Origin of the sequence: Bosea sp. AS-1 (genome assembly GCF_002220095.1) — a bacterium.
Classification (GTDB): domain Bacteria; phylum Pseudomonadota; class Alphaproteobacteria; order Rhizobiales; family Beijerinckiaceae; genus Allobosea.
This window is the reverse complement of the sequence record NZ_CP022372.1, coordinates 4,801,049-4,827,209: the sequence shown is the minus strand read 5'-3', so window position 1 is coordinate 4,827,209 and position 26,161 is coordinate 4,801,049. Positions and strand designations below refer to the sequence as shown.

General features: G+C 66.1%; 26 protein-coding genes. 9 read left to right on the top strand and 17 right to left on the bottom strand.

All coding sequences use genetic code 11. The features are described from left to right. Window positions 1-4 precede the first annotated feature (4 nt). The 7 genes from ccoO to ccoS are packed head-to-tail and all read left to right on the top strand — an operon-like array spanning window position 5 to window position 5,223. Window positions 5-742: a cytochrome-c oxidase, cbb3-type subunit II gene (gene ccoO, locus CE453_RS24640; RefSeq protein ID WP_089176983.1), complete on the top strand. Its 738-nt coding sequence runs from the start codon at window positions 5-7 to the stop codon at window positions 740-742. A 4-nt stretch (window positions 743-746) separates the two neighbouring features. Next, a complete protein-coding gene (locus CE453_RS24635) occupies window positions 747-917 on the top strand; it encodes a cbb3-type cytochrome c oxidase subunit 3 (RefSeq protein ID WP_089176982.1) in 171 nt (56 codons plus the stop codon). Between the two features lie 3 nt (window positions 918-920). Continuing rightward, window positions 921-1,799 carry a cytochrome-c oxidase, cbb3-type subunit III gene (gene ccoP / locus CE453_RS24630; protein WP_089176981.1) on the top strand — a complete coding sequence of 293 codons (879 nt, stop codon included), beginning with the start codon at window positions 921-923 and terminating at the stop codon, window positions 1,797-1,799. Further along, the gene (locus CE453_RS24625) at window positions 1,796-2,002 is read left to right on the top strand and encodes a hypothetical protein (protein ID WP_089176980.1); all 207 of its coding nucleotides are present in this window, start codon (window positions 1,796-1,798) and stop codon (window positions 2,000-2,002) included. Before ccoP ends, CE453_RS24625 begins: the two co-directional genes overlap by 4 nt. Window positions 2,003-2,018: 16 nt before the next feature. After that, the gene (locus tag CE453_RS24620; RefSeq protein ID WP_089176979.1) at window positions 2,019-2,804 is read left to right on the top strand and encodes a DUF2189 domain-containing protein; all 786 of its coding nucleotides are present in this window, start codon (window positions 2,019-2,021) and stop codon (window positions 2,802-2,804) included. Then, window positions 2,801-5,059, top strand: a complete 2,259-nt coding sequence (locus CE453_RS24615; RefSeq protein ID WP_089176978.1) for a cation-translocating P-type ATPase — start codon at window positions 2,801-2,803, stop codon at window positions 5,057-5,059. Before CE453_RS24620 ends, CE453_RS24615 begins: the two co-directional genes overlap by 4 nt. Further along, on the top strand, window positions 5,056-5,223 hold the full coding sequence (gene ccoS, locus CE453_RS24610; protein ID WP_089176977.1) for a cbb3-type cytochrome oxidase assembly protein CcoS: 168 nt from the start codon (window positions 5,056-5,058) through the stop codon (window positions 5,221-5,223). Before CE453_RS24615 ends, ccoS begins: the two co-directional genes overlap by 4 nt. Before the next feature lie 22 nt (window positions 5,224-5,245). Here ccoS and CE453_RS24605 read toward each other — a convergent pair whose 3' ends face one another. From CE453_RS24605 to CE453_RS24575, 7 genes are all read right to left on the bottom strand, one after another. Continuing rightward, window positions 5,246-6,307: an ABC transporter ATP-binding protein gene (locus tag CE453_RS24605; protein ID WP_089176976.1), complete on the bottom strand. Its 1,062-nt coding sequence runs from the start codon at window positions 6,305-6,307 to the stop codon at window positions 5,246-5,248. Continuing rightward, window positions 6,304-7,884, bottom strand: coding sequence for an ABC transporter permease (locus tag CE453_RS24600; RefSeq protein ID WP_089176975.1), 1,581 nt, complete (start codon window positions 7,882-7,884; stop codon window positions 6,304-6,306). The genes CE453_RS24605 and CE453_RS24600 overlap by 4 nt, the downstream gene beginning before the upstream one ends. A gap of 55 nt (window positions 7,885-7,939) precedes the next feature. Beyond that, window positions 7,940-8,914 (bottom strand): iron ABC transporter substrate-binding protein, encoded by a 975-nt coding sequence (locus CE453_RS24595; RefSeq protein WP_089176974.1) that lies wholly within the window; start codon window positions 8,912-8,914, stop codon window positions 7,940-7,942. A 240-nt stretch (window positions 8,915-9,154) separates the two neighbouring features. After that, window positions 9,155-9,679, bottom strand: a complete 525-nt coding sequence (locus tag CE453_RS24590; RefSeq protein ID WP_089176973.1) for a winged helix DNA-binding protein — start codon at window positions 9,677-9,679, stop codon at window positions 9,155-9,157. Window positions 9,680-9,848: 169 nt separating this feature from the next. Continuing rightward, a complete protein-coding gene (locus CE453_RS24585) occupies window positions 9,849-10,838 on the bottom strand; it encodes a TRAP transporter substrate-binding protein (RefSeq protein ID WP_089176972.1) in 990 nt (329 codons plus the stop codon). Window positions 10,839-10,872: 34 nt separating this feature from the next. Next, a complete protein-coding gene (locus CE453_RS24580; protein WP_089176971.1) occupies window positions 10,873-12,180 on the bottom strand; it encodes a TRAP transporter large permease in 1,308 nt (435 codons plus the stop codon). Window positions 12,181-12,183: 3 nt separating this feature from the next. Then, window positions 12,184-12,732 (bottom strand): TRAP transporter small permease, encoded by a 549-nt coding sequence (locus tag CE453_RS24575; protein WP_089176970.1) that lies wholly within the window; start codon window positions 12,730-12,732, stop codon window positions 12,184-12,186. 214 nt (window positions 12,733-12,946) lie between these two features. Between CE453_RS24575 and CE453_RS24570 the strand changes: the two genes are divergently transcribed. After that, window positions 12,947-16,543 carry a hydantoinase B/oxoprolinase family protein gene (locus CE453_RS24570; protein WP_089176969.1) on the top strand — a complete coding sequence of 1,199 codons (3,597 nt, stop codon included), beginning with the start codon at window positions 12,947-12,949 and terminating at the stop codon, window positions 16,541-16,543. 29 nt (window positions 16,544-16,572) lie between these two features. On the opposite strand, the gene CE453_RS24565 is transcribed toward CE453_RS24570, so the two are convergent. Further along, entirely contained in the window at window positions 16,573-17,370 is a 798-nt protein-coding gene (locus CE453_RS24565; RefSeq protein ID WP_089176968.1) for a class I SAM-dependent methyltransferase, read from the bottom strand. Between the two features lie 96 nt (window positions 17,371-17,466). Between CE453_RS24565 and CE453_RS24560 the strand changes: the two genes are divergently transcribed. Continuing rightward, window positions 17,467-18,162: an SDR family oxidoreductase gene (locus tag CE453_RS24560; protein WP_089176967.1), complete on the top strand. Its 696-nt coding sequence runs from the start codon at window positions 17,467-17,469 to the stop codon at window positions 18,160-18,162. Window positions 18,163-18,174: 12 nt separating this feature from the next. Here CE453_RS24560 and CE453_RS24555 read toward each other — a convergent pair whose 3' ends face one another. The 9 genes from CE453_RS24555 to hpaH all read right to left on the bottom strand — a co-directional run bounded on the left by CE453_RS24555 (window position 18,175) and on the right by hpaH (window position 26,160). Beyond that, window positions 18,175-18,792, bottom strand: a complete 618-nt coding sequence (locus CE453_RS24555) for a LysE family translocator (protein WP_089176966.1) — start codon at window positions 18,790-18,792, stop codon at window positions 18,175-18,177. A 62-nt stretch (window positions 18,793-18,854) separates the two neighbouring features. Continuing rightward, entirely contained in the window at window positions 18,855-19,367 is a 513-nt protein-coding gene (hpaR, locus tag CE453_RS24550) for a homoprotocatechuate degradation operon regulator HpaR (protein WP_089176965.1), read from the bottom strand. A gap of 56 nt (window positions 19,368-19,423) precedes the next feature. Further along, entirely contained in the window at window positions 19,424-19,837 is a 414-nt protein-coding gene (locus CE453_RS24545; RefSeq protein ID WP_089176964.1) for a 5-carboxymethyl-2-hydroxymuconate Delta-isomerase, read from the bottom strand. A 19-nt stretch (window positions 19,838-19,856) separates the two neighbouring features. Further along, window positions 19,857-21,011, bottom strand: coding sequence for a pyridoxal-phosphate-dependent aminotransferase family protein (locus CE453_RS24540; RefSeq protein WP_089176963.1), 1,155 nt, complete (start codon window positions 21,009-21,011; stop codon window positions 19,857-19,859). A 49-nt stretch (window positions 21,012-21,060) separates the two neighbouring features. After that, complete coding sequence (locus tag CE453_RS24535) at window positions 21,061-21,798, bottom strand: amino acid ABC transporter ATP-binding protein (protein ID WP_089176962.1); 738 nt, start codon at window positions 21,796-21,798, stop codon at window positions 21,061-21,063. 15 nt (window positions 21,799-21,813) lie between these two features. Beyond that, window positions 21,814-22,932 carry an amino acid ABC transporter permease gene (locus CE453_RS24530; RefSeq protein ID WP_248307870.1) on the bottom strand — a complete coding sequence of 373 codons (1,119 nt, stop codon included), beginning with the start codon at window positions 22,930-22,932 and terminating at the stop codon, window positions 21,814-21,816. Beyond that, window positions 22,929-24,113, bottom strand: coding sequence for an amino acid ABC transporter permease (locus CE453_RS24525; RefSeq protein ID WP_089176961.1), 1,185 nt, complete (start codon window positions 24,111-24,113; stop codon window positions 22,929-22,931). The genes CE453_RS24530 and CE453_RS24525 overlap by 4 nt, the downstream gene beginning before the upstream one ends. Before the next feature lie 70 nt (window positions 24,114-24,183). Then, entirely contained in the window at window positions 24,184-25,221 is a 1,038-nt protein-coding gene (locus CE453_RS24520; protein ID WP_089176960.1) for an amino acid ABC transporter substrate-binding protein, read from the bottom strand. Between the two features lie 135 nt (window positions 25,222-25,356). Further along, window positions 25,357-26,160, bottom strand: coding sequence for a 2-oxo-hept-4-ene-1,7-dioate hydratase (gene hpaH / locus CE453_RS24515; protein ID WP_089176959.1), 804 nt, complete (start codon window positions 26,158-26,160; stop codon window positions 25,357-25,359). Between the last annotated feature and the right edge of the window lies 1 nt (window position 26,161).

Sequence of the window (26,161 nt, the reverse complement as noted above, 5' to 3'; positions counted from 1 at the left end):
GTCAATGCGCGAGTTCTTTCACCGCAAGCTCGAGCGTAACGCCATCGGCTTCGTGCTCGCCATCATCGGCGTCTCGGCGATCGGCGGCTTCATCGAGATCGCTCCGCTCTTCACCATCCATGAGACGGTCGAGAAGGCGCCGGACATGCGCACCTATACGCCGCTCGAGCTGGCGGGGCGCAATATCTACATCCGCGAGGGTTGCTACGCCTGCCACAGCCAGATGATCCGCACGCTGCGTGACGAGGTCGAGCGCTACGGACCTTATTCGCTCGCGGTCGAGTCGCAATACGACCATCCGATGCAATGGGGCTCGAAGCGTACGGGGCCGGATCTCGCTCGCATCGGGGGCAAGTATTCCGACGCCTGGCACGTCGCTCATCTCTACAATCCGCGCGATGTCGTGCCGCAATCGGTCATGCCGAAATATGGCTGGCTCCTGCGCAACGAGTTGAAGGTCGACGATCTCGGCAAGCATCTCGCGGCGCAGCGCGCCGTCGGCGTGCCCTATACCGATGCGCAGGTCGCGAATGCGACGGCTGACGCCTATGGCCAGGCCAGCCCCGACAGCCCTTATGCCGAAGGCGTCACGCAGCGCTATGGCGATGCCACCAATATGCGCGCCTTCGACGGCGAGCCGAACCGCCTGACCGAGATGGACGCGCTCGTCGCCTATCTGCAGGTCCTCGGCAAGCTGACCGATGCGGCCCAGCGCCAGACGGCGACGGCTGCGGAGAAGTAGGGCGATGGATCTCGATCATCAATCGCTGGTCGGCTTCGCCAAGAGCTGGGGGCTGTTCTACCTGCTCGCTCTGGCGGCCGGGGTGCTGATCTACGCGCTCTGGCCGTCCAACCGGGCGCGCTTCGACCGCGCGAAGGCGAGCATTCTCGACAAGGACGACAGGCCGGGGGACTGAGCGATGGCAGATACGACACGCGATCCCGTCACCGGACGGATGACGACCGGCCATGAATGGAACGGCATCGAGGAGCTCGAGACGCCGATCCCGCGCGTGGTCCTGTTCTTTCTGGCGGCGACGGCGCTTTTCTCGATCGGTTACTGGCTGCTGATGCCGGCCTGGCCGTTCGGTTGGAGCTACACCAAGGGCTTGCTCGGCATCGACCAGCGTGAGGTCGTGACCGAGCAGGTCCGCGACGCGGCGGCCGAGCGTGCGGGCTGGACGACGAGGATCGCGAACGCGTCCTTCGCGGAGATCAAGGCCGATCCGGCATTGATGCGCCGTGTCGTCGAGACGGGGCGCACATTGTTCGAGGATAACTGCGCCGTCTGCCACGGTACCAAGGGCAAGGGCGGTCCGGGCTTTCCCAATCTCGCTGCCGGCTCCTGGCTCTGGGGCGGCGCGCCTGAGGCCATCGCGGAAACCATCCGCGTCGGCATCAATGGCACGGCCAAGGACACGCGCACCTCGCAGATGCTGGCGTTCGGCCGGGATGGCGTGCTCCAGCGCGAGCAGGTCCTCGCCGTCGTCGCCTATGTCCGCTCGCTCTCGGGCCTGGCGCTGACCGCAACCGAGCAGGCGAGCCTGCCGGCCGGCAAGGAGGTCTTCGCGCAGAATTGCGTCGCCTGCCACGGTCCCGAGGGCAAGGGGATGCAGGATCTGGGCGCACCGGACCTGACGGATACGAACTGGATCTATGGCGGCGATGCGCAATCGGTGCTCAACACCGTGCATGGCGGGCGCCAGGGCCATATGCCGAGCTGGGAAGGGCGGCTGTCACCGACCGAGATCAAGCTGCTGGCGCTCTATGTCGGCACGCTTGGCGGAGAGAAGAAATGAACGGCCGGGCAAGCAGCGCGGGAGGGCGGCGCGGCGGCCGCAAGGCCTTCTGGCTGACGGTGGCGTTCGTTCTGGCCGGCGGGCTTATCCTCGCCAATGCGCATCTGGTCTATGTCGCCATCGGCTCGCAGCCGGCCTGCGTGCCGCATGCGAAGACGGCGGGAGAACCGGGGCAGCTCCGCGCCGCCGGCTCGTCTTGCTGAGGAAGGAGAGGGAAACATGGGCACGATCGACGAGAGCCACGGCAGCCCCCTCCCGCTCGCCGCGCAGCGGCAGCGCCATCTTCCGGCAAGTGCGGCGCTGTCCTGGCTCGGCGTCGGCTGGCGCGACCTCTGGCTGAGCCCGCTGCCCAGCCTGATCTATGGTTTCGTGGTCTTCCTGGTCTCGCTTGCCATTGTCTGGGGGCTGTTCCGGCTGGAGCTCGACTACATTCTATTCCCGGCTCTGGCGGGCTTCATGGTGGTCGGGCCGCTTCTGGCGATCGGGCTCTACCAGAAGAGCCGCGACATCGAGCAGGGCAGGTCGGTCAGCCTGGCGCGCATGATCTTCGTGAAAGCGGCCTCCGGCGGCCAGGTCTGGTTCACCGGGGCGATCCTGTGCCTGCTGATGCTGGTCTGGATGCGCGCTGCCGTGATCATCTATGCGCTGTTCTTCGGTCTGCGTCCCTTCCCCGGTCTGCATGACGTCGCCACGATGCTGGTCACGACGCCGACGGGCTGGGCGATGTTGCTGGTCGGCACGGCGGCTGGTGGCCTCTTCGCCGCCTTCTCCTTCGCGATCAGCAGTTTCGCTGTTCCGATGCTGCTGGACGAGCGGGTCGATGCCTTCACCGCGATGGGTACCAGCATCTCGCTGGTCTGGAACAACCTGCCGGTGATGCTCGCCTGGGGCGCGATCGTGCTGGCGCTGTTCCTGCTCAGCCTGGCGACCGGAATGCTCGGCCTGATCGTCGTCTTCCCGCTGCTCGGCCACGCCACCTGGCACAGCTACAGGGCGATCAGATGAGCTGCTGTGCGCCGTTGCATGCGCCCGGCGAGGCGTTCGACGGCGCAGCGACGCGGCAGGAGCTGCGGCTCGCCAGTCGCGATCTCGGCGAAGGACTCAGGCAGAGCGATCTGTCGGTCCCGTCGGTCCATTGCGCTGCCTGTATCGGCACTGTCGAAAGCGGGCTGAGGCGCGTGCCCGGCGTCGAGCATGTCCGGGTCAACCTCTCGACCCGTCGCGTGACGGTGAAATGGCGTGGCGAGGAGGCGCCGGACCTGCTCGTGGCTCTGGCGGGCCTCGGCTACCCCGGTCACCTCTTCGAGAGCGAGGCCGATACGGCGGATCCGGAGCTGACCCGGTTGATCCGGGCGCTGGCGGTCGCCGGTTTTTGCGCCATGAACATCATGTTGCTCTCGGTTTCGGTCTGGTCGGGAGCAGAGCCCGAGACGCGCAGCGCCTTCCACTGGGTCTCGGCGGCGCTGGCCTTGCCCTGCCTCGTTTATTCCGGGCGCATCTTCTATATGTCTGCCTGGTCGGTGCTGAAGCATGGCCGCACAAACATGGATGTGCCGATCTCGATCGGCATCAGCCTCGCCTTCGGCCTGAGCCTCTACGATACGATCCATGACGGTCCGCACGCCTATTTCGACGCGGCGACCTCGCTGATCTTCTTCCTGCTGATCGGGCGCGCGCTCGACCATCTGATGCGCGAGAAAGCCCGCGCTGCCGTTCGCGGCCTGATGCGTCTCGCGGCCCGCGGCGCGACCGTGCTGCGCGACGACGGCAGCCGCGACTATCTGCCGGTGGCCGAGATCGCGCCCGGGATGCGCCTCGCCCTCGCTGCTGGTGAGCGTGTGCCCGCCGACGGTGTGGTCGCCGAGGGGCACTCCGATCTCGACTGTGCCATCGTTACCGGCGAGAGCGCGCCGCAAGCAGTCGCGCCCGGGGCCGCGGTCAGAGCCGGCACCCTCAACCTCTCCGGGCCACTGACGATCGTCGCCTCCGCGAAAGCCGAGGACTCGTTCCTGGCCGAGATGGTTCGGCTGATGGAGGCGGCCGAGGGGGGGCGGGCGCGCTATCGCCGCATCGCAGACCGGGCAGCCGCGCTCTATTCACCGGTCGTCCATGCCACGGCCTTCCTCGCTTTTCTCGGCTGGATGGCGGCGAGTGGGGATTGGCACCGCGCGATCACCGTCGCCATCGCCGTGCTGATCATCACCTGCCCCTGTGCGCTTGGGCTTGCCGTTCCCATCGTGCAGGTGGTGGCGTCGCGGCGCCTCTTCGAGCACGGCATCATGGTCAAGGATGGCTCGGCCATCGAGCGGATGGCGGAGATCGACGCCGCCGCCTTCGACAAGACCGGCACCTTGACGCTGGGCCGCCCGCGGCTTGCCAATGCAGCCGAAATCCTGCCGACCGACCTCGCCGTTGCCGCAGCCTTGGCGCGCCGCTCGGGCCATCCCTTCTCCCAGGCTATCGCCGAGGCGGTTTCGGATGATGGGCTGGCCCTGCCGGATGTCCGGGAATATCCGGGCCTTGGGATCGAGGGGCGGCTCTATGGCCATCTATACCGGTTGGGACGGGCAGAATGGGCGCTGGCAGATGCCGAGCCTGCAGGGGAGAGCGGCACCACACTGAGTCGGGATGGCAAGGGCCTGGCTCGCTTTACCTTCGTTGAGACCCTGCGTCCGCAGGCGCGTGAGGCCCTGAACGCGCTGCGTGGCGGAGGTATCGCGATCGCCCTGCTCACGGGCGATACACCGGTCGCGGCGAGCCGCGTTGCCGCGCAGCTTGGGATCGAGAGCGTCGCAGCCGACCTGCTGCCGGCCCAGAAGGTCGAAAGGCTCGCTGCGCTGACGGCCGGGGGCAGCAAGGTGCTGATGGTCGGCGACGGCCTGAACGATGCCCCGGCGCTGATGGCGGCCCATGTCTCGATGGCGCCGGCCTCGGCGGCCGACATTGGTCGCAACGCCGCCGATTTCGTCTTCCTGCACGCGGGGCTGGACGCCGTCCCGGCGGCCCTGGCGATTTCGCGCAGTGCCGGCCGGCTGGTGCGGCAGAACTTTGCTCTGGCGGTCGGCTACAACGCCATCGCCCTGCCGGTCGCGATCGCCGGATACGTCACGCCGCTGATCGCGTCGTTGGCGATGTCTCTGTCTTCCGTCCTTGTCATCGCCAATGCGCTCCGGCTCGGAGCACCGCCCAAGCTTGCTCGCTCAGCTGATGAGGGGCCGGAGTCGGTGGGCTTCGCTCCGGCCTTCGAGGCGAGCCGATGAGCAGCCTGGTCTTCCTCGTGCCATTGGCGCTCGTGCTCGGGGCGACGGCCCTTGTGGCCTTCCTCTGGTCGCTGCGCGCCGGCCAGTATGAGGATCTCGATGGCGCGGCGGAGCGCATCCTGCTCGATGAGGGCAACGGCCTAGACCGCGATCGCCCGGACTGATCTGCGCGAACCGGCGCTGAATTCAGCTTCCGGGGCTCGGTTCCCCTGCCGGGAGCAGCCAGGCGTCGCCGCGCACTTCGAGACTCACCACAGCCCCTGTCGCCGGAAGCCGGATGCTCTCGACCTTCGCGGTAAGAAGCAGGGGCGCAGGCCCGCCATCGAGGCGAAGCTGGGCGAAGCATCGCGAGCCGCCGAAGGAAATGTTTTCGACGACGGCGCCGACTCCGTCGTTGCGAGGTGGTCCAAGGACGATCTGCTCCGGCCGCAGCAGGATGGTGCCCTGTCCGTGGCGTCCCGACGTGGAAGCCGGCAGCCTGCCAAGCGGACAGGAGACGAAGCCATCGCCGATCTCCACCTCGATCAGGGTGCCTTCTCCGAGGAACAGGGCCGTCCTGGGGTCTTCCGGTTGCCAGTAGAGCGCGTCCGGGCGACCAGACTGCACCAGGCGGCCTTCGCGCATCACGGCGAGCTGATCGGCGAAGGAGAGCGCCTCGGCTTGGTCGTGCGTCACCAGGATGGCGGTGATTCCGGCGCGGGACAGCACACGCCCGACCGCCTGCCGGACGGTTTCGCGCAGGCCTGTGTCGAGCGCGGAGAACGGCTCGTCGAGAAGCATCAGGGCCGGCTTGCGCGCCAATGCACGGGCCAGCGCCACGCGCTGCTGCTGGCCACCCGAGAGCTCGTCCGGCTTGCGCGTCAGCATCGCGGGATCGAGTTCGACCATCTCCATCAGCTCGCGCAGGCGTTCCGCCCGGTCCGGCGCATGGCGCGGAAGGCCGAAGCCGAGATTGCCGGCGACGTCGAGATGCGGAAACAGCGCTCCGTCCTGGGCGACATAGCCGACCCGCCGCCGATGCGCCGGCGCGATCGCCGGGCCGTCGGCCAGGACCTGTCCGTCGAGCGTCACCTTGCCGGCGTCGGGCGCTTCGAAGCCGGCGATGACGCGCAGCAGCGTCGTCTTCCCCGAGCCGGAAGGGCCGACAACAGCGACCCGGCTGCCCGCTTCCACGGAAAGGGAGACGCGATCCAGCGCTGCTATCGCGCCGTAGCGCTTCGTGACATCCGAGATGACAAGCTGGGTCATGAGCCGAGGGATTTGCGGGCCTGAGCGTGCAGCAGCGCGGTCATCGGCAGAGAGAGAAGGATCATCAGGACGGCATAAGGCGCCGCCTTCGCATAGTCGAGTTCGCTGGTGAGGGCCCAGAACTCGGTGGCGAGCGTGCGGGTGCCGTTCGGGGCGAGCAGCAATGTCGCGGTCAGCTCGGTTGCGACGCCCATCGCGACGAGCGCCATCGCGGCGGCGACGCCCGGGGCTGCGAGCGGCAGCGTCACCGCAAGGAGGGTCTGAGCCGGGCTGCGGCCGAGCGCCGCAGCAGCCCGCTCCAGCTCGACCGGAACCTGCGCGATGCCGGCCCGCAGCCCGACGAGCGCGCGCGGCAGGAACATCAGCATATAGGCGAAAACCACCGTCGCGGCCGTCTGATAGAGCGGCAGGGCGACACGGACCGTGATCGTGACGAGCGCCAACGCCACCACCACACCCGGAAGGGCGCCGAGATAGCTATGGCAACCTTCAAGGAAGCGTGCGGTCCGGCCGGGGGCGCGCACTGACAACCATGCCATTGGCAGCGCGATGGTGGCGGTCGCGAGAGCCCCGGCGGCCGCATAGCCCAGCGTCTCGACGATGGCATTGGCGAGGGCCGGTTGCCGCCAGGCGCCGTCGCCCGCGGCCGTGAGCCAGCGGGACAGCGTCACCACCGGCACCCCGAGGCTGAGTGCGGCGAAGCCGAGCGGCAGTGCCAGGGCAGGAAGCCGCCAGGCTCCGAGCCTCTGGCGCGGTGCGGGACGCGGGGCGCCGGAACCGAGCCGGGCATAGCGCGCAGTGCCGCGCAGCAGCCATTCGAGCCCGATCAACCCGAAGCAGCTCAGCACCAGTACGCCGGCCAGCATGTTTGCCGCCGGGCCGTTGAAGCTCGACTGGAACTGGTCGATGATCGCGGTGGTGAAGGTGTCGAAGCGGATCAGCGCGAAGAGGCCGTACTCTGCCAACAGATGTAGCCCGACCAGGAGGCTGCCGCCGCAGATTGCAAGCCGCAGCTGAGGCAGGACCACGCGCAGAAAGACGAGCGCCGGCGGCTGCCCGAGCGAGGCGGCGACATGCTCGAGCGCGGGATCGAGCCGGCGGATCTGCGCGGACACGGGTAGATAAAGGAACGGCAGATAGGCGAGGACGGACACCAGAACGGCCGCCGGCAGCCCATGGAAACCGGGCAGCAGGCTGACCCAGGCATAGGATTGCACGAAGGCGGGGACCGCGAGCGGCGCGACGGCGAGCCAGGAGAAGACTTTCGCACCGGGCATGTCGCTGCGTTCGGTCAACCATGCCAGCCCGACCGCCAGCAGGATCGCCGGCGGTAGCGTGCACAGTTCGAGCAGCAACGTATTGAGAAGCAGTTCGCCGACGCGTGGCCGCCAGATCAGGGCGAGTGCCGTTTGCCAGCCTGTCTCGATCGCGATCCAGACGATGAATCCCAGCGGCAGCAAGGCACCGAGCGCCACGGCGCCGGCGAGCAGCAGCATCGCCCGGCCGGTAAGGTGGCGCTGCCGCCTGAGCGGCAGGATCGGCAAAGCCGGAGCGTGGATGGAAAGCGAAACGGTCATGAGGTGATGCGCGTGCGAGGCGATCTCGCACGCGCGATGCGTTGGCGCAATGGGGTCAGAGCAGTCCAGCTGCGGTCATCAGTTCGGTGACCTTCTTGCTGTCGAGCTGGGAGGGTTCGACCTTGGGCGCGTCGAGCTTGGCGATCGGCTCGAGCTTCGCATTGGAGGCCTCGCCGTTGCCGATGGCGTATTCGAAGGAATCGCCGTCACGCAGCACGGCCTGCCCGTGCTTGCCGCTCATCCACTTCACGAAAGCCTCCGCCTCCTTCTTGTGCTTGCTGGAGGCCAGCACGCCGGCGCCCGAGGTGCTCAGGAACGCGCCGGGGTCCTGGTGACGGAAATAGTGCAGCCCGATATTGCCGCTGTTTTCGCCGGTCTTCGCCTGGTCGCCGAAGTAGTAGTAGTGATAGATCACCGCGCCTTCGACTTCGCCGGCATTGACGGCCTTCATGGCGGTGCTGTTGCCGCGATAGGCGCTGGAGTTCGCCTTCATCGCCTTGAGCCAGTCGGCCGTGACCTTCTCGCCCTTGAGGACGAGGAGCGCGCCGACGATGGCCTGGAAGTCGGCCCCCGACGGCGAAGCGGCCCAGCGGCCCTTCCACTTGGCGTCCGCGAGGTCGAGCATCGACTTCGGCAGGTCGGCTTCCTTCAGCTTGCGCTTGTCGTAGACGAAGACGGTGCTGCGCGCCGCCACACCGACCCAGCGCCCGCTTTCGGGCCGGAAGTTGGCCGGCACCTGGTCCAGGATATCCTTCGGCAGTTCCGCAAACAGACCGGCCTTCTCGACCAGCGCCATGGCGGGGGAGTTTTCCGTGACGAAGACATCGGCGGGAGACGCGGCGCCTTCCTGAACGATCTGGTTCGCGAGCTCGGTATCCGATCCCTTGCGGATCGTCACCTTGATGCCGGTTTCCTTGGTGAAGTCGTCGGCCCAGGCCTGGGTGAGGCTGGCATGCTGGGCATTGTACACCGTGATGCCATCCTGTGCCTGAGCCAGGACGGGCATGGAGCAGGCGAGGGCGAGGCCCATGGCGGCCGATCGAACGCGCGAAGAAATCGATGAGATCACGGGAAAACCTTGCAGGCAGTTGAGAGTGGAAATCCAGTGCCACTGCTTCAACGCTTGAAATAACGTCCCGTCAACAGCTGTGTTATTAGTTTAGACTAATTACAATCTTGGAATCCTTGAGGAATTCGCGCTGCGAGGGGTTGGCCGGAGCCGCAGAGAACCTTGGCCGATCCGCCCGAACGTTGGGTGTCGGGCGCGATCTCAAAGGCTTGCTGCAGCGCGTGCGGCCTGATCGTACTGACCGGACAGAGAGCGCATGGCGGCGGCGATCTCGGACAATTGTACCGGATCGATCCCGGTCGCCCGGACGGATCTGACGAGCAGCTGTTCGCGAATCTGTGCATAGCGCCGGCAGGCCTCCTCGCCGGCCGGCGTCACCTCGACGGTCTTCTCCTTGCCCTTGCGGCCGCCCTTGAGCAGCTTGAGCCGCTCGAGCTTCTTCATCGAGTAGTTCACGAGATGGGTGTCCTCGATGTTGAGGACGAGACAGACATCGGCGAGCCGCTTCGGCTTGCCGCGATGATTGACGTTGTGCAGCACGAGCACGTCGAGCGGCGACAGATCGGCGATGCCGGCCGCAGCCATGCAGCGGATCATCCAGCGCTGGAAGGCATGCACCGTCATGTTCATGGCGAACTCGAATTCGGAAAGCGCCGGCAGCGCTCCGGATGCGAGATGGCCGGAGGAAACGATCGGGCCGAGATCGTCAGGGGCCGGAGGGGTCATCGGGCTCGATCATCCTGAGTGGGAATGTGGCGTCCTCCCGTGCAAGCCGCATGGGCGGCGTCGATCCGGGATCCACGCCTGAGCCGCTCCGGCATGGATCCCGGGCCTGCGCTTCGGCACGCCCGGGATGACGGTGATCCTGATGGGATGCGTGGCGAGGTCGTTCGCCTCACATCTTCTTGTAGGCGTCGATGACCGCCTTGCCGTCGGCGCCGGCCTTCTTCAGCCAGTCCTCGGTCAGGGTTTCGCCGGCCTTCTTGAAGCCTGCGGACAGCGCCGGCGACGGAGCCTGCACCTTCATGCCCTTGGCCTTGAGCTGGTCGAGATACCAGCCGGCCTTCTCCTCCCACATCTTCCAGCCGCGTTCCTCGGCGGTCGCGGAGGCTTTCAGGATCGCATCCTGCGTCGCCTTGTCGAGCGCGTTGAAGGCGGCCTTGTTGACGAAGGTGGCATCCTTCGGGATCCAGGCCTGCACGTCGTAGAAGTGGTCGAGCGATTCCCAGGCCTTGGAATCGTAGCCGGTGCCGCCCGACGACATGAAGGAGTTGACGACGCCGGTGGCGAGCGCCTGCGGCAGTTCCGCCGCCTGGATCGTCACCGACTGCATGCCGAGCAACTCGCCGAGGCGGGCGGTGCCGACATTATAGGCGCGCCACTTCAGGCCCTTCATGTCCTCGATCGTGTTGATGTCCTTCTTCGCGTAGACGCCCTGCGGCGCCCAGGGGACCATGAAGAGCAGCTTGATGCCCTGTGCGTCGAGCTTCTTCTCGATGGCGGATTTCGAGGCGGCGTAGAGCTTCTTCGAGTCAGCGAAGCTGGTCGCCAGGAAGGGCACGACGTCGATGCCGAAGATCGGGTCCTCGTTCTCGTGGATCGACATCAGGATCTCGCCCATCTGGGCCTGGCCGGAGGCGACGGCACGCTTGATCTCGGGCGCCTTGAACAGGGCCGCGTTGGCATGGACCGTGATCTGGAGCTTGCCGCCGGTAGCCGCCTCGACGTCCTTGGCGAAGAGGGCGAGGTTCTCCGTGTGCGGGTTGTCGGACGGGTAGGCGTTGGGGAGGTTCCATTTCGTCTGGGCCGAGGCCGGCGTGGCCATGGCGAGCGCGCTGACGCTGACGGCGAAGGCCGCTGCGGCCAGGGTTCTGCGGTTGATCATGCTGACATTCCCTCTCTCTTGTTGATTGTGGTGGTCATTGATCCGGGAAGGCGAGCTTCGGCAGGTAAAGCACGATTTCCGGGAAGGTCGTGATGATGATGACCGCGACGTTCAGCAGAATGAAGAACGGAAACGCGGCCTTCGCAACGGTCCAGGTATCCTTGCCGCTCATGTTCTGCAGGACGAACAGATTGAAGCCCACCGGCGGGGTGATCTGTGCCATCTCGACGTGGATCACGAGGTAGACGCCGAACCAGACGAGATCGAAGCCAGCTTCCTTGACCATCGGCAGCACGATCACGGCGGTCAGCACGATCATCGAGATGCCGTCGATGAGGCAGCCCAGGATGATGTACATGCAGGTGAGCGCCAGCACGAGCATGTGCGGCGAGAGGTTCTGCCCCTTGACCCATTCCGCCAGCGCCGCGGGGATGCCGGTATAGGCCATCGCCGCCGTGCAGAATGCGGCGCCGGCCAGGATCAGCATGATCATGCAGGTCAGCCGGGTTGCGCTCATCACGCTCTCGGCGAAGGTCTGCCAGGTCAGCGTGCCGCTCCACCAGGCGAGGAAGAGCGCGCCGGTGACGCCCCAGGCGGCGCATTCCGTCGCGGTCGCAAAGCCGAGGATCAGCGAGAAGAAGACCGCCGCAATCAGCAGCAGGACGGGCATCAGCTTGGCCGACTGGCGCAGCTTCTGCACGAAGGGCATAAAGGGATCGCGCGGCGGTGTCTTGTCCGGATTGAGCAGCGACCAGACGATGACGTAGCCCATATAGAGCGCCATCACCACGAGGCCGGGCAGGAAGCCGCCGAGGAAAACCTGCAGCACCGACACATTGGCAGAAACCGCATAGACCACCATGGGGATCGAGGGCGGAATCAGCAGCCCGAGCGTGCCGGAACCGGCGAGGGTCCCGAGGCTCAGGCGCTCGTCATAGCCGCGCTTCTTCAGTTCCGGCAGCGAGATCTTGCCGATGGTGGCGACGGTGGCTGCAGAGGAGCCCGAGACCGCGGCAAAGATACCGCAGCCGATGATATTGGTGTGGACGAGGCGTCCGGGCAGCCACTGCAGCCAGGGCGAAAGACCCTGGAACATCTGCGCAGAGAGGCGCGTGCGGAACAGGATTTCGCCCATCCAGATGAAGAGCGGCAGCGCGGCGAGCGTCCATGAGGCGGAGGCGCTCCAGACGGTCGTCGCCAGGACCTGCCCGATGGGAACGTCGGTGACGAGGACCATGGCCAGCAGGCCGACGAGGCCGAGCCCGACGGCGATCCAGACGCCGCTGGCCAGAACGACGATCAGGAAGGCGAGCAGGGCGAAGGAGAGAGCAAGCAGGCTCATGGCTCAGACGCCTCCGCCCTGTGCAACGCGCTCGATCAGCTCTTCCGTCGTCTGCGGAGGCTCGGGCTCGTAGGTCGGCCTGCCGCCCAGGGCGACGGTGACCCATTCCTCGGCGATGGCGACCAGTAGGATCGCCAGGCCGACGACCATGCCGCTCTGCGGAATCCAGAGCGGCACGGAGATCACGCCCGTCGACATGTCGAAGAAGCGCCAGGAATCATAGGCCAGCTTGCCGGCTTGCCAGGTGAAATAGGCGATGAACGCTGCGGCGATCGTCAGGGATAGCAGCTCCGCGATCCGGCGCGCCCGGCCTTTCAGGCGCTCGAGTATCAACCCGACGCGGATCATCTCGCCTTTGCGGAAGGTGTGGGCGAGTCCGAGGAACGCCATCGCGACCAGCGACCACGCCGTGAAATCGTCACCCGAGGGCACATTGAGATTGATCTCGCGCCCGACGGATAGCAGCATCATCAGCACGAAGATGCCGACAAGAAACAGGCCTGCGAGGTACCCGGCGGCGAGATAGAGCAGATCGAGCGTTCGACGAATCATCGCAGCGCCGCTCCGCCGACGCCGGGGCACCCGCCCCTGATTGTCAGGACCGTTCGCATCGTCGCATCCTCCGCCTTCTGCTGGTGAGGCCCCTCAGCCTTCTTCCAGCCATAATTGCGAGAGTAGCCGGTGAAATCGGCTTGTCAACACAACATCGACGATTTATCGATGAAATGTCGGCGTTAGCGCCGCTAATGAAAACCGGGGACTTCCGATGGCGGCACGCTGGGACTTCTGGATCGACCGTGGCGGCACCTTCACCGACGTGATCGGCCGCGATCCATCTGGCAATCTCCATGCCAGGAAGCTGCTTTCAGAAAATCCGGGCGCCTATCGCGACGCCGCCGTGCAGGGCATCCGCGATCTGCTCGGCCTGAGGGCGGGCGAGCCGATTCCGGAAGGGGCGGTGGGCGAGGTTCGCATGGGCACGACCGTTGCGACCAATGCCCTGTTGGAACGCAAGGGCGACCGGACGCTGCTCGTCACCACCAAGGGCTTTCGCGATGCGCTGCGCATCGGCTACCAGGCGCGGCCGGACATCTTCGCCAAGCAGATCGTGAAGCCCGAGCAGCTCTATGAAGACGTGCTCGAGGTCGAGGAGCGCGTGCTGGCCGACGGAACGGTCGAGCGGGCGCTCGACGAGGCGGCAGTCCGGACGGCGCTGCAGGCGCAGTACGATGCCGGCTTCCGCGCCGTCGCGATCGTCTTCATGCACGGCTATCGCTACAGCGCCCATGAGCAGGCGGCCGCCCGCATCGCCCGCGAGATTGGCTTCCCGCAGGTTTCCGTCAGCCACGAAGTCTCACCGCTGATCAAGCTTGTCGGGCGCGGCGACACCGCCGTGGTCGATGCCTATCTTTCGCCCATCCTCGGCCGTTACGTGCAGCAGGTTTCGGAGGAACTCGACGTCGCCCGCACCGGCGCGCGCCTGATGTTCATGATGTCCTCGGGCGGCCTCACCGCGGCCGAGCTGTTCCAGGGCAAGGACGCGATCCTCTCCGGCCCCGCCGGCGGTGTGGTCGGCCTCGCCGAGACCGGTCGCTCGGCAGGTTTCGACAAGGTGATCGGCTTCGACATGGGCGGCACCTCGACCGACGTTGCCCATTTCGATGGCGAATATGAGCGTGCTTTCGAGACCGAGGTGGCGGGTGTGCGCATGCGTGCGCCGATGATGCTGATCCACACGGTCGCGGCCGGTGGCGGCTCGATCCTGCATTATGACGGCGCGCGTTTCCGGGTTGGTCCCGACTCGGCCGGCGCCAATCCGGGCCCCGCCGCCTATCGTCGCGGCGGACCGCTTGCCGTGACCGACGCCAATGTCATGGTCGGCAAGCTGATCCCATCGTATTTCCCCGCGATCTTCGGGCCGAAGCAGGACGAGCCGCTCGATGTCGAGATCGTCCGCAACAAGTTCTCCGTGCTGGCTGCCGAAGTCGGTGACGGCCGCTCGCCGGAGGAGGTCGCGGACGGCTTCATCCAGATCGCCGTCGCCAACATGGCCGAGGCGATCAAGAAGATCTCGGTACAGCGCGGCTACGACATCACCCGCTATGCCCTGAACTCCTTCGGTGGCGCTGGCGGGCAGCATGCCTGCCTGGTGGCCGACGCGCTCGGTATCAAGACGGTGCTGCTGCACCCGTTCTCCGGCCTGCTTTCGGCCTATGGCATGGGCCTCGCCGAAATCCGCTCGACGCGGACGGCCGCGCTCGACGTGCCGCTCGATGCCGAAGCCAAGGGGGCGATCGAAACGCTGGCAGGAAAGCTGGCGGCCGAGACCAGAACCGAAGTCGCGGGGCAAGGCGTGGCGGAAAGCGATATCGCTATTCATACCCGGGCTCATATCCGCTATGCCGGAACCGACACGGCCATCGCCGTTCCGGCTGGGACGCGGGCTGAGATGCAGGAGGCCTTCCAGGCGGCGCACAAGGCGCGTTTCGGCTTCATGGACGAGACCAAGGCGCTGGTTGTGGAGGCCGTCGAGGTCGAGGCTGTCGGCGGTGGCGCCCGGTTCGAGGAGGCCACGGCCGGCGAAGCGGCAGGAGAGCCCGCGGTAGCCGAGCGCACGCGTTTCTTCGCCAAGGGCGCATGGCATGATGCGGCGATTGTCCGGCGCGAGGTGATGAAACCCGGCCAGAGCGTCGGGGGGCCTGCGATCATCATCGAGCCGAACCAGACTGTCGTTGTCGAGGATGGCTGGACGGCGAGACTGACGGCCAAGGATCATCTCGTCCTCGACCGCACCAAGGCACTGGTGCAGCAGGCGGCAATCGGCACCAAGGCCGACCCGGTCATGCTCGAGATCTTCAACAACCTGTTCATGTCGATCGCCGAGCAGATGGGCGTGACGCTGCAGAACACCGCCTATTCGGTGAACATCAAGGAGCGGCTGGACTTCTCCTGCGCCGTCTTCGACCAGACCGGCGCGCTTGTCGCCAACGCCCCGCATATGCCGGTGCATCTCGGCTCGATGGACCGTTCGGTCGAGACGGTGATCGCTAACAATCCGGTCATCCGGCCGGGCGATGTCTACTGCCTGAACGCCCCGTACAATGGCGGCACGCATCTGCCCGACATCACGGTCTGCACCCCGGTCTTCGATGCTGAGAACAAGGATATCCTGTTCTGGGTCGCCAGCCGCGGCCACCACGCCGATGTCGGAGGCACGGCGCCGGGCTCGATGTCGCCGCTGGCGACCAATATCGAGGAAGAGGGTGTCTATATCGACAACTTCAAGATCGTCGATCAGGGACGCTTCTGCGAGGAGGAGCTGGTCAAGCTGCTTACCGGCGCGCGCTATCCGGTGCGCAACGTCGTGCAGAACGTCAACGACCTCAAGGCGCAGATCGCCGCCAACGAGAAGGGCGTGGCAGAGCTGAAGAAGATGATCGGCTCCTTCGGTCTCGATGTCGTGCAGGCCTATATGGGCCATGTCCAGGATAACGCCGCCGAGAGCGTGGCGCGGCTCCTGACCAAGCTGCACGATGCCGAATTCACCTATCCGATGGACCAGGGCTGCGCGATCAAGGTGAAGATCACCATCGACCGCGAAAAGCGCGAGGCGACGGTCGATTTCACCGGTACCTCGGAGCAGCGGCCGGACAATTTCAACGCGCCGGCGCCGGTTACCCGTGCCGCTGTGCTCTATGTCTTCCGCGTCATGGTCGACGACGCCATCCCGATGAATGCGGGATGTCTCAGGCCGATCAAGATCGTCGTGCCGGAAGGCTCGATGCTGGCGCCGCGCTATCCAGCGGCGGTGGTCGCGGGCAATGTCGAGGTCTCGCAGGCGGTGACGAACACGCTGTTCGGCGCGCTTCAGGCGATGTCCTGTTCGCAGGGCACGATGAACAACCTGACCTTCGGCAACGACCAGTATCAGTATTACGAGACGATCTGCTCGGGCTCGCCGGCCGGTCCCGGCTTCAACGGCACCTCGGGCGTGCATGTCCACATGACCAATTCACGCCTCACCGATCCGGAGATCCTGGAGACGCGCTTTCCGGTCGTGCTGGAGGATTTCCACATCCGCCTCGGGTCTGGCGGAAAGGGCGAGTGGACGGCCGGCGACGGCACGAGTCGGACCATCCGTTTCCTCAAGACGATGGACTGCGCCATCCTCGCTTCGCACCGGAAGGTCCGCCCCTTCGGCGTGAAAGGCGGCGAGCCGGGGCAGGTCGGCAGGACGGTCGTGCGCCGGCTCTCGGGCGAGGTCGAGGAGTTGAAACCTTCCGACCAGACCCTGCTGCAAGCCGGCGAGGCGGTGACGGTGATCACCCCGACGGCCGGCGGCTATGGCAGGCCGAAGGGCTGAAGCCGCACAAGGCTGAGACGTTCGGTGCTTCAGGCCTGTGCCGGCACCCGACCTTTCACGGCGTTGGCCCGCGCGACATAGGACGCACTGCCGTCACCCGCGATGGTGATGCGCGCGCGGACCTTGTCCTTGAGCTCGGCCACCGTCCGGGAGGGCAGGGCAGCAAGGGTGGGGGCGACGGTCGCACCCAGCGTGCTCGCATGCCAGAAGGCATCGAAATCGGCGAAGTGACGGCGTACGCTGATCTCGCGCGTCTCGACATCGCGCAGCCTGGCCTGTGTCCAGAGCGCGGCCATGCTGTCGATGCGTGAGATATCGGCGCTCGGCGGGCGCGGCGGCGTCATCCCGAGCGCCTTGAGCTCGGCCAGAACCGGGTCGAGCGGGAAGCCGCCGCCCGGCATGTCCCAGGCATAGGCGGCGACGATGCCGTTGGGGCGCGTGATCCGCACCATCTCCGCCACGCCTCTGGCCGGATCCGGCACGAAGAAGATCACGAGCGCCATGACCGCGGCGTCGAAGCTCCGGTCCGGGTAGGGCAGGTCCATGGCGTCGCCCTGCGTGAATTCCGCGAAGGCGGCGACCGGGCGCTTGCGGGCATAGTCCAGTTGCCCCGGCGACGGGTCGATACCGCTCAGTGCGGACGGCGCGCAGCGATCGAAGATCAACTGTGTCGACGCGCCGTTGCCGCAGCCTATATCGGCCCAGCGCAGGCCTTCGGGCGGGGCGAGCCAGTCGAGGAAGATATCTCCGGCGAGGCGGCTCCACTTGCCCATCATCTCCTCATAGGCGGCGCCGTCATTGAAGCGGATCTGCTGTTCGTCGGCCATGTCGAAGGCCTTTCCCAACGGTTCGGGGGAGGGACTACCGATCTGGAAATAGGGACCGGCAGGCCTTACCTCCAGCCTTCGTCACGGAGAACGCTCATGCCTCAGACCTGGATGATCACCGGCGCCAATCGCGGCATTGGGCTGGCCATCGCGACAGAACTCCTGCGCCGGGGCGACCATGTCATCGCGGCAGTACGCGATCCGCGCGCGAAGGCGCTGGTGGAATTCGCTGCCCGGTATCCAGGCCAACTCACGCCGCTCGAACTCGATGTCACCTCCGATGCGAGCGTGGCGGCCGCCAAGGACGCGCTTGCCGGTCGCGCCATCGACGTACTGCTCAACAATGCCGGGGTCTATGGGCCGCGCGATCGGCAGAGCGGGCTCGATCTCGATTTCGATGCCTGGCGCGAGGTCTTCGATGTCAATGTCTATGCGCCGCTTCGGGTGGCGCAGGCTTTCCTGCCGAATGTCGAGGCGGGGAAGGGACGCAAGATCGCGACGATCTCGAGCCGCATGGGCTCGATCGGCGCCAATCCCGGCAACGCGCTGATCTACCGCTCATCGAAGGCGGCGGTGAACATGGCCATGGTGGTGTTCGGCAACGCCGTCAGAGGGAAGGACGTTGCCGTGTTGCTGTTCCATCCGGGCTGGGTCCAGACCGATATGGGCGGCGGCGGCGCCGACATCACGCCGGCCGAAAGCGCGGCCGGTCTGATCCGCACCATCGACGCTTCGGGGATGGCCGAGACCAACAGTTTTCGTGACTACAAGGGCGAGAAGATTGCCTGGTGAGGCGCCGCCCGCTCAATTCGCCCGGGTCGAGGCGAGCCAGAGGCCGCCGCCGATCAGCAGGCTACCGCTGAACTTCGACATCAGCCGGACGCGCCTTTGCGAGAGCAGATGCCCCGCCCGGCCGGACAGCATGGCATAGGTGCCGTCGCTCAGCGCGGCGAAGGCCAGAGCCGTCGCGCCCATGAGCGCGATCTGGGTGGCGTGGTCTCGGGTGGGATCGAGGAACTGCGGGAAGAAGGCGCCGAAGAACAGCATCATCTTTGGATTGCTCAAGGCGACCAATGCACCTTGCAGGAAGAAACCGCCGCGCGGCGGTTTCGCCGGCGCAGCGCCTTCGATACCGGCACCGGCGGCGCGGAACATCTTCCAGCCTAGCCAGATCAGATAGGCGGCGCCGGCAAGCCTCAGCCATTCGAACCAGTGGCCCATCGCCGCGATGACCGAGCTCAGCCCGATGCCGGCGACCACGATCATGATCGCGAGCCCGGCCTGGGTTCCGGCCACGTTGAGGAGGCCCGCGCGTGTCCCATGCTTCAGGCTGTTGGCGACGATCAGCGTGACGGTCGGCCCCGGAACGATGATGATGACAATGCAGGCAATGAGATAGGCGGCATAGACATCGAGCGACATGGCGCGGGTCTCCGGCGAGGTCACCTAGTGATCTGCCGATCCAAGCCGCCTGTCCAGCCGGTTCAGCCGGCGATCTCTGGGCCGTCCAGGCATTCCTCGAGTTGCCGGAGCAGGCTCTGCAATTCGGCGAGGCGCTCGCTGCCGTATCGCCCGGTGATCTCGCGGTAGATGGCCTCGGACTCGGTGCCGGCGCGGGCGATCAGCTCGAGGCCCAGCGGCGAGATCGAGACGATGCCGCGGCGCAGGTCCGTGGGCGAGGCTCGGCGGAGAATGAGCCCCCTTTCGTCGAGGTCCTTGAGGATGCGCGACAGGCTGGGGGCGAGCAGGAAGGTCGCTTCGGCCAGCTCGGTCACCTCAAATGTCTCGCCGGAGGTCAAGGCGCGCAGCACGCGCCATTGCTGTTCGGTAATGCCGAAGCGCCTGAGGCTCGCTCGGAAATGACGCATGACCGCTTCGCGCGCCTTCAGCAGCGACATAGGCAGCGATTTCGAAAAATGCCGGATTCGGACGCGCGCCGCAGCCTGGTCGGCATCACGCGGTGCGGGTCCGGAAGGCCGCTGCAGAGGATTGGACATGGAAACTCCCGGGATCGAAGCCGCGCGAATCTGACGCTGGAGTCACCGCCCGCGCGTCAGGCTACCACCTTTTCAGGGATGCCACGCTGCTTCAGGTAATCGCGATAATTGCTGGTCTTGAAGTTCAGCGTTTCGTCGGCTTCTTCCATCTGCACGGAGATGCCGAGCGGTCGCGACGCGAGAACCGGCGCGAGAAAGGCCTTCACCGCCGCGAAGGTGCGGCTGCCCGCCTCCTTCCTGTCCGCCTCGGAGCGGCCCTTGGCCACCCGTAGCAGCACATGCACGAAGGCGTTGTCGGGATGCCCATCGACGATCAGGTAGTTGGCGACGCGGACGCCGCGTGTGCGAGCGCCTGCAAACGGAAAGATCGTTCCATCGTCGATGAAGGCGTCCTGCACCGTCTTGAGGAGCGCCGGAATATCGACGCTGGCCTCGAGATTGCTGGAATATTCGACCCAGATGTGAGGCATGGCAACGGTTCCGTGGTCTTCAGCGGAGGGAGGCGCTGGCCGCGGCGACGCCGCAGCCTGGCGCTGGCACCTTATGGCCGAGCGCCGTCAGGCTCAGTTCGAGATAGTGAAGGTCCGTCAGGATGTCGGCTTCGCTGATCTGCCCCATCGTGCCGATCCGGACGACCCGGCCGTTCAGCTTGTTGCGGGCGCCGGCGATGACGGTGTTGTAGGTCTCGTACATGTGCTTGACGATCGGGCCGGCCGTCAGCGGCTCGGGGACGGAGGCGACGACGACGGTTTGCGAGGCGGTGGCGGGGTCGCCGAAGGCCGGCAGGCCGAGCGCGACGCAGCCCGCGCGCAGGGCGGCCGAAAGCCGCTTGTGTCGCGCGAAGACCTGCGGCAGGCCTTCTTCATGGATGGTACGCAGCGCCTCCTGCATGCCGAACAGCAGGGAAACCGGGCAGGTGAAGGCGGTCTCGTGCTTGTCGACGGTGGCGAGCGCCTTGCGCATATCGAGATAGAAGCGCGGGCAGCGGTCGTCGCGCTCGATCACCTTGCGGGCCTTCTCGCTGACGCTGGCGAAGCCGAGGCCGGGCGGGCACATCAGCGCCTTCTGCGAGCCGGTGACGACGATGTCGACGCCCCATTCGTCCTGCCGCAACTCCATGCCGGCAAGCCCGCTGACGGAATCGACGAGGAACAGCGTATCGCGGTCGCGCAGCAGTGCGCCGATCGCGGCGAGGTCGGTCACCGCGCCGGTCGAACTCTCGTTATGGACCGTGATGAGGGCGCGGTAGTTCGCCGTCTCGAGCTTGGTTGCGACCACGGCCGGGTCGGGCGCCCAGCCCCATTCGCTTTCGATGACGTCGACCTCTGCGCCGAGTTCACGCGCGATCTGGGCGTAACGGTCGCCGAACTGGCCATGTGTGAGGGCAAGCACCTTCTCGCCCGGTGCCAGCACGTTGACGAGGCTCGCTTCCATGACGCCGGTGCCGGAGGAGCCGAAGGTCAGAACCGGCGCCTTCGTGCCGAACAGCGGCTGGATCAGGCGCTGGATCTCTGCGAGCACCACGCGCATTTCCGGGCCGCGATGGTTGACGATCGGGCGCGCCGTCGCCTGGCGGATGCGCTCGGGGATCGAGATCGGGCCGGGGAGGCGCAGGCGATAGGGGTAGGAGGGCGAGGACGTCACGGGAAGGGACTCCGGAAGGCGTGGCTTGGCGTGGCCGGCGTTTTGCCGGTCAGTGGATGACCTGCTGGATGAACTGGCGGGCCCGCTCGGTGCGGGGCGCGGAGAAGAAGCTGTCCGGCACGCCGATCTCGGCGATGGCGCCGTCGGCCATGAAGACGACGCGGTCGGCCACGGCGCGGGCAAAGCCCATCTCATGGGTCACGCAGATCATGGTCATGCCGGTGCCGGCGAGCTCGATCATCACGTCGAGCACCTCCTTGACCATTTCCGGGTCGAGCGCCGAGGTCGGCTCGTCGAACAGCATCACGTTCGGCTCCATCGCCAGCGCCCGGGCGATCGCGACGCGCTGCTGCTGGCCACCCGAGAGTTGGTTGGGAAACTTGCGAGCCTGATGCCCGATATGGACGCGCTCCAGCAGCTCCATCGCGCGTGCCTCGGCCGCGGCGCGCGGCATGCGCTTCAGCTTGATCGGCCCCAGCGTCAGATTGTCGAGGATCGACAGATGCGGAAACAGGTTGAAGTTCTGGAAGACCATGCCGACGCGCTGGCGGATCTTCTCGATATTGTCGTCGTCCTGCGAGACGCGCTCGTTACCGACGGTGATCGTACCCTGCTCATAGGCTTCGAGACCGTTGATGCAGCGGATCATCGTCGATTTTCCCGAACCGGATGGCCCACAGACGACGATGCGCTCGCCTTGCTTCACCTCGAGGTCGATGTCCCGGAGGACATGGAACTGCGAGTACCATTTGTTGACGCTGGCGAGCCGGATGAGGGGATTGTCCATGGCGCGATGATCCGTTCACGAGCGCTCGGCGCGCGCGAAGCGGGCCTCGATGGCGCGGCTGTAGCAGGAGAGCCCGAAGCTCATCAGCCAGAAGACCAGGCCGACGATGAAATAGCCCTCGGCCTGGGAACCGGCCCAGAGCGGGTCGGAGACGCCGGCCGAGACGATGTTGAGCAGGTCGAACAGGCCGACCACCATGACGAGCGTCGTGTTCTTCAGCAGCGAGATCGTGGTGTTCACCACCCCCGGCACGACCTTGCGGACGGCCTGCGGCAGGATGATGTGGAACATCGTCCGCCAGTAGCCGAAGCCGATCGCCATCGCGGCCTCGTACTGGCCTTTCGGCAACGCCTGCAGCCCACCGCGCACCACCTCGGCCATATAGGCGGCCTCGTAGAAGATGATGCCGGCGACGGCGAGCGCGAGCGGGTCCGGCTTCGTGCCCGAGGGCAGGAAGAAGGGCAGCATCACGATCGCCATGAACAGCACGGTCAGGAAGGGCACGCCACGGCAGAACTCGATGAAGCCGATGCAGAACCAGCGGATCAGCGGCATCCGGCTGCGCCGGCCGAGTGCGAAGAGCACGCCGAAAGGCAGTGAGAAGGTGATACCGGAGACCGCGAGGATCAGCGTCAGGAGTAGACCGCCCCACTGATCGCTCGGCACCACGGACAGCCCGGCGAAGCCGCCATGCAGCAGCAGGAAGGTCGCGACCGGCAGCACGACGATCATGAAGAAGCCGGCATAGTTCTTCGCCGGGATGCGCGGCACCATCAGCCAGACAAGGCCCGCGACCAGCAGCGCGAAAGCGATGTTCGGCCGCCAGCGCTCCGCCTGGGGATAGAAGCCGTAGATGAATTGAGAGGCCTTGGCCGAGACGAAGGCCCAGCAGGCCCCCGACCCGGTGCAGTCGGCCCGGCTGGCGCCGCTCCAGGTCGCGTCGAACAAGGCCCAGGGCACGATCGCCCAGGCGATGGCGCCGAGCACCGCAACCACGATGAGCGAGAGAAGTGCATCCCGCCAGGACGCGAAGACGCGCCGCTGCAGCCAGGACAGAAACCGGCCGAGGGGAGCGCCCGCGCTTCCGGGCACCGGCCGCACCCGGCCCGCCGGCAATGTGGCTGCGTCGGTCACCGTTCGACGATCCTGGTCATGTGGTTGAACAGGTTGATCAGCGCGCCGATGAGCAGGCTGATCGCGAGGTAGACGGCCATGGTCATGGCGACGATCTCGATGGCGCGGCCGGTCTGGTTGATGCTGATGCCGGTGAACACGCCGACGAGGTCCGGATAGCCGATCGCCACGGCGAGCGAAGATCCCTTGAGGATGTTCAGATACTGGTTCGACAACGGCGGCAGCAGCACGCGTATCGCTTGCGGGATGACGATGAAGCGCAGCGTCTGCCACCAGCCGAAGCCGATCGCGGCGGACGCCTCGCGCTGGCCCTTGTTGACCGACTCGATGCTGGCGCGGACGAGCTCGCCGATGAAGGCGGCGTTGTAGATTGCCATGGCGATCACCAGCGCCGACAGTTCCGGAACCAGCACCCAGCCACCGGTGAAGTTGAAGCCCTTGAGGTGCGGCAGCGACACGCCGATCTGGGCGCCGCTCAGGCCGACGGCCAGCGCCGGCAGCAGCAGGAGAATCGCCAGAGACGGCAGCCAGGCACTGATGCGCCGCCCGCTGCGCTCGGCATAGGCGGTCAGGCTGCGGAACAGGGCGAGCGCGGTGGCCAGGGCGATCAGGATCGTAAGGACGAGCAGCCCGGGCCGGTCGGTCGTCAGCGCCGGGACGAGGATGCCCCGATTGGAGAGATAGACGGCATCGCCGAGCGAGACGGCCGCGCGCGGCGCCGGCAGGGCCCGCAGGGCGACATTATAGAGGATCAGGATGTGCAGGAGCTGCGGCAGGTTTCGCACGATCTCGACATAGATTCGCGCGGCGCGCGACATCGCCCAGTTCCCGGAGAGCTGTGCAATACCGATGACGAAGCCGAGAATGGTCGAGAAGACGATGGCGAGAACGGTGACCAGCAGCGTGTTGGTGATGCCGATCAGGAAGACCCGCCAGTAATTGTCGCTGGCCGAGTAGGGAATGAGGTGGAAAGCAATCTCGAAGCCGGCTTCCTGCCAGAGGAAGTCGAAGCCGAGCTTCAGGCCGCGCGCCGCCAGATTGTCCTGCAGGTTCCCGACCGCCACGAAAGCGAGGAGAACCAGTGCCGCGACGAGCAGCCCCTGATAGAGCCAACCCATGACACGCCGGCGCCCGAAGCGCGGGCGGCTGGTCGGCAGGGAAGCGGCGGATGAGACGGTCATCGTTGGCGGTGTCGCAACTCGTCGGAGGATAGGAGGCCGGCGTGTGGGCACCGGCCTCTGTCGTCGTGCCTCAGCGCAGCAGCGGAGAGGACATCAGGCCCTTGTTGTTCCAGAGGTTGTTGAGGCCGCGCTGCAGCTTGATCGGGCTCTTGTCACCGAGATTGCGCTCGAACATCTCGCCATAGTTGCCGACGGCCTTGATCGCGTTGAAAGCCCAGGCGTTGTCGAGGCCGAGCTTGGTGCCGAAATCGCCGGTCGCGCCGAGCAGGCGCTGGACCTCCGGGGAGGTCGAGCTCTTCTTCATCTCGTCGACATTGGCCTGGGTGATGCCCAGCTCCTCGGCTGCGATCAGTGCGTTCAGTGTCCAGGCGATGGTGTCGCGGAAGCGGCTGTCATCCTTGCGCACGACGGGACCGATCGGCTCCATCGAGATCAGTTCCGGCAGCACGACCCAGTCGTTCGGGTTGCCGAGCTTTGAGACCGCGCCTGCGAGTGCGCTGAGCACGTTGGCGTAGACGTCGCAGCGGCCCGACGCCAGGTTCTTTTCGTTCTGGTCGCGGGTATTCGCGGCCACGGGGGTGAACTTCATGTTGTTCTTGCGGAAGAAGTCGGCGAGGTTCAGCTCATAGTTCGAGCCGGCCGAGACGCAGATCGAGGCGCCTTCAAGTTCCTTCGCGCTCTTCACGCCGAGCGACTTTTTCGCCAGGAAGCCCTGGCTGTCATAGAGATAGACGCCCGGCCACTCGACGTTCAGTTCGACATCGCGGATGAAGGTGTGGGTTGCGGTGCGGGCCAGCACGTCGATGCCGCCCGACTGCAGGGTGGCGAAGGCCGTCTTGATCTCGAGCGGCACGTATTTGATCTTTTCGGCGTCCCCGAGCGTGGCGGCTGCGACCGCGCGGCAGAAATCCACCTCGAAGCCGGACCATTTGGCGTTGCTGTCGAGCGTGCTCATGCCGGTCTGGACGCCGCTGGAGACGCCGCAATTGAGCGCGCCGCGCGCGGCGATGGCCTTTTGCGTCGCGCCGCTCTCGGCCGAGGCCGCCGTTGCGGCCAGCATCAGGCAGCCGGCGGCCAGCGTCCAGGTGTTGCGCAGATTTCGGAGCATTCAGCCCTCCCCCAGTGTTCGTCACCAAGCGGGTGCGGCGGGCGAGCCGCCCCGCAGGCGGCCGAGGTGACATATAACACGTTAATTATCAAGTTAATTATCTGGCATCGACTGGCACCGGACCGAAGCCAGCGCTTATTCGAAGAAGCAGCTCACGGACCCGAGCGGCCCGTAATCGCCGACGATGGTGTCGCCGTGCCGCGCCTCGATCGGTCGGATGAACGAGCCCGCCAGGACGATCTGCCCCGCTTCGATATGCGCGCCATAAATCGCCAGTCGATTGGCCAGCCAGGCGATGCCGCGTGCCGGGTGGTTCAGTACGCCGGCGCCCAGCCCGGTTTCCTCGACCTGCCCGTTTCGCGAGACGATCGCGCCGACCCAGCGCAGGTCGACCTGGTCAGGTCGCATGGCGCGCCCGCCGATGACGATTCCGGCATTGGCGGCATTGTCGGAAACGGTGTCGACGATGGTGCGCGCCTGCTTGGTTTGCGGATCGACGCGCAGGATGCGCGTGTCGAGGATCTCAAGGGCCGGCGTGACGTAGTCCGTCGCGTTCAGCACATCGAAGACCGAGACGTTCGGACCCTCCAGGTCGGATTTCATCACGAAGGCGATCTCGGCCTCGATCCGTGGCTGGATGAAGCGATCTTTCGCGATGGTGCTGCCATCCTCGAAGCGCATGTCATCGAGCAGCACGCCTGAATCGGGCGTGTCGATGTTGAGTGCGTACTGCATCGCCTTGGAGGTGAGGCCGATCTTCCAGCCGATCACCTGGCGGCCGGCGGCGCGTTTGCGTTCCACCCAGGTACCCTGGATCGCATAGGCGTCGTCGAGCGTCATCTGCGGGAAGCGCAGCGACATCAGGCCGGTCTGCAGGCGCGTCGTCTCGGCCTCGTCGAGGTCGAGGGCGGCGGAGCGAATGTCATCAGGCGAAAGCACA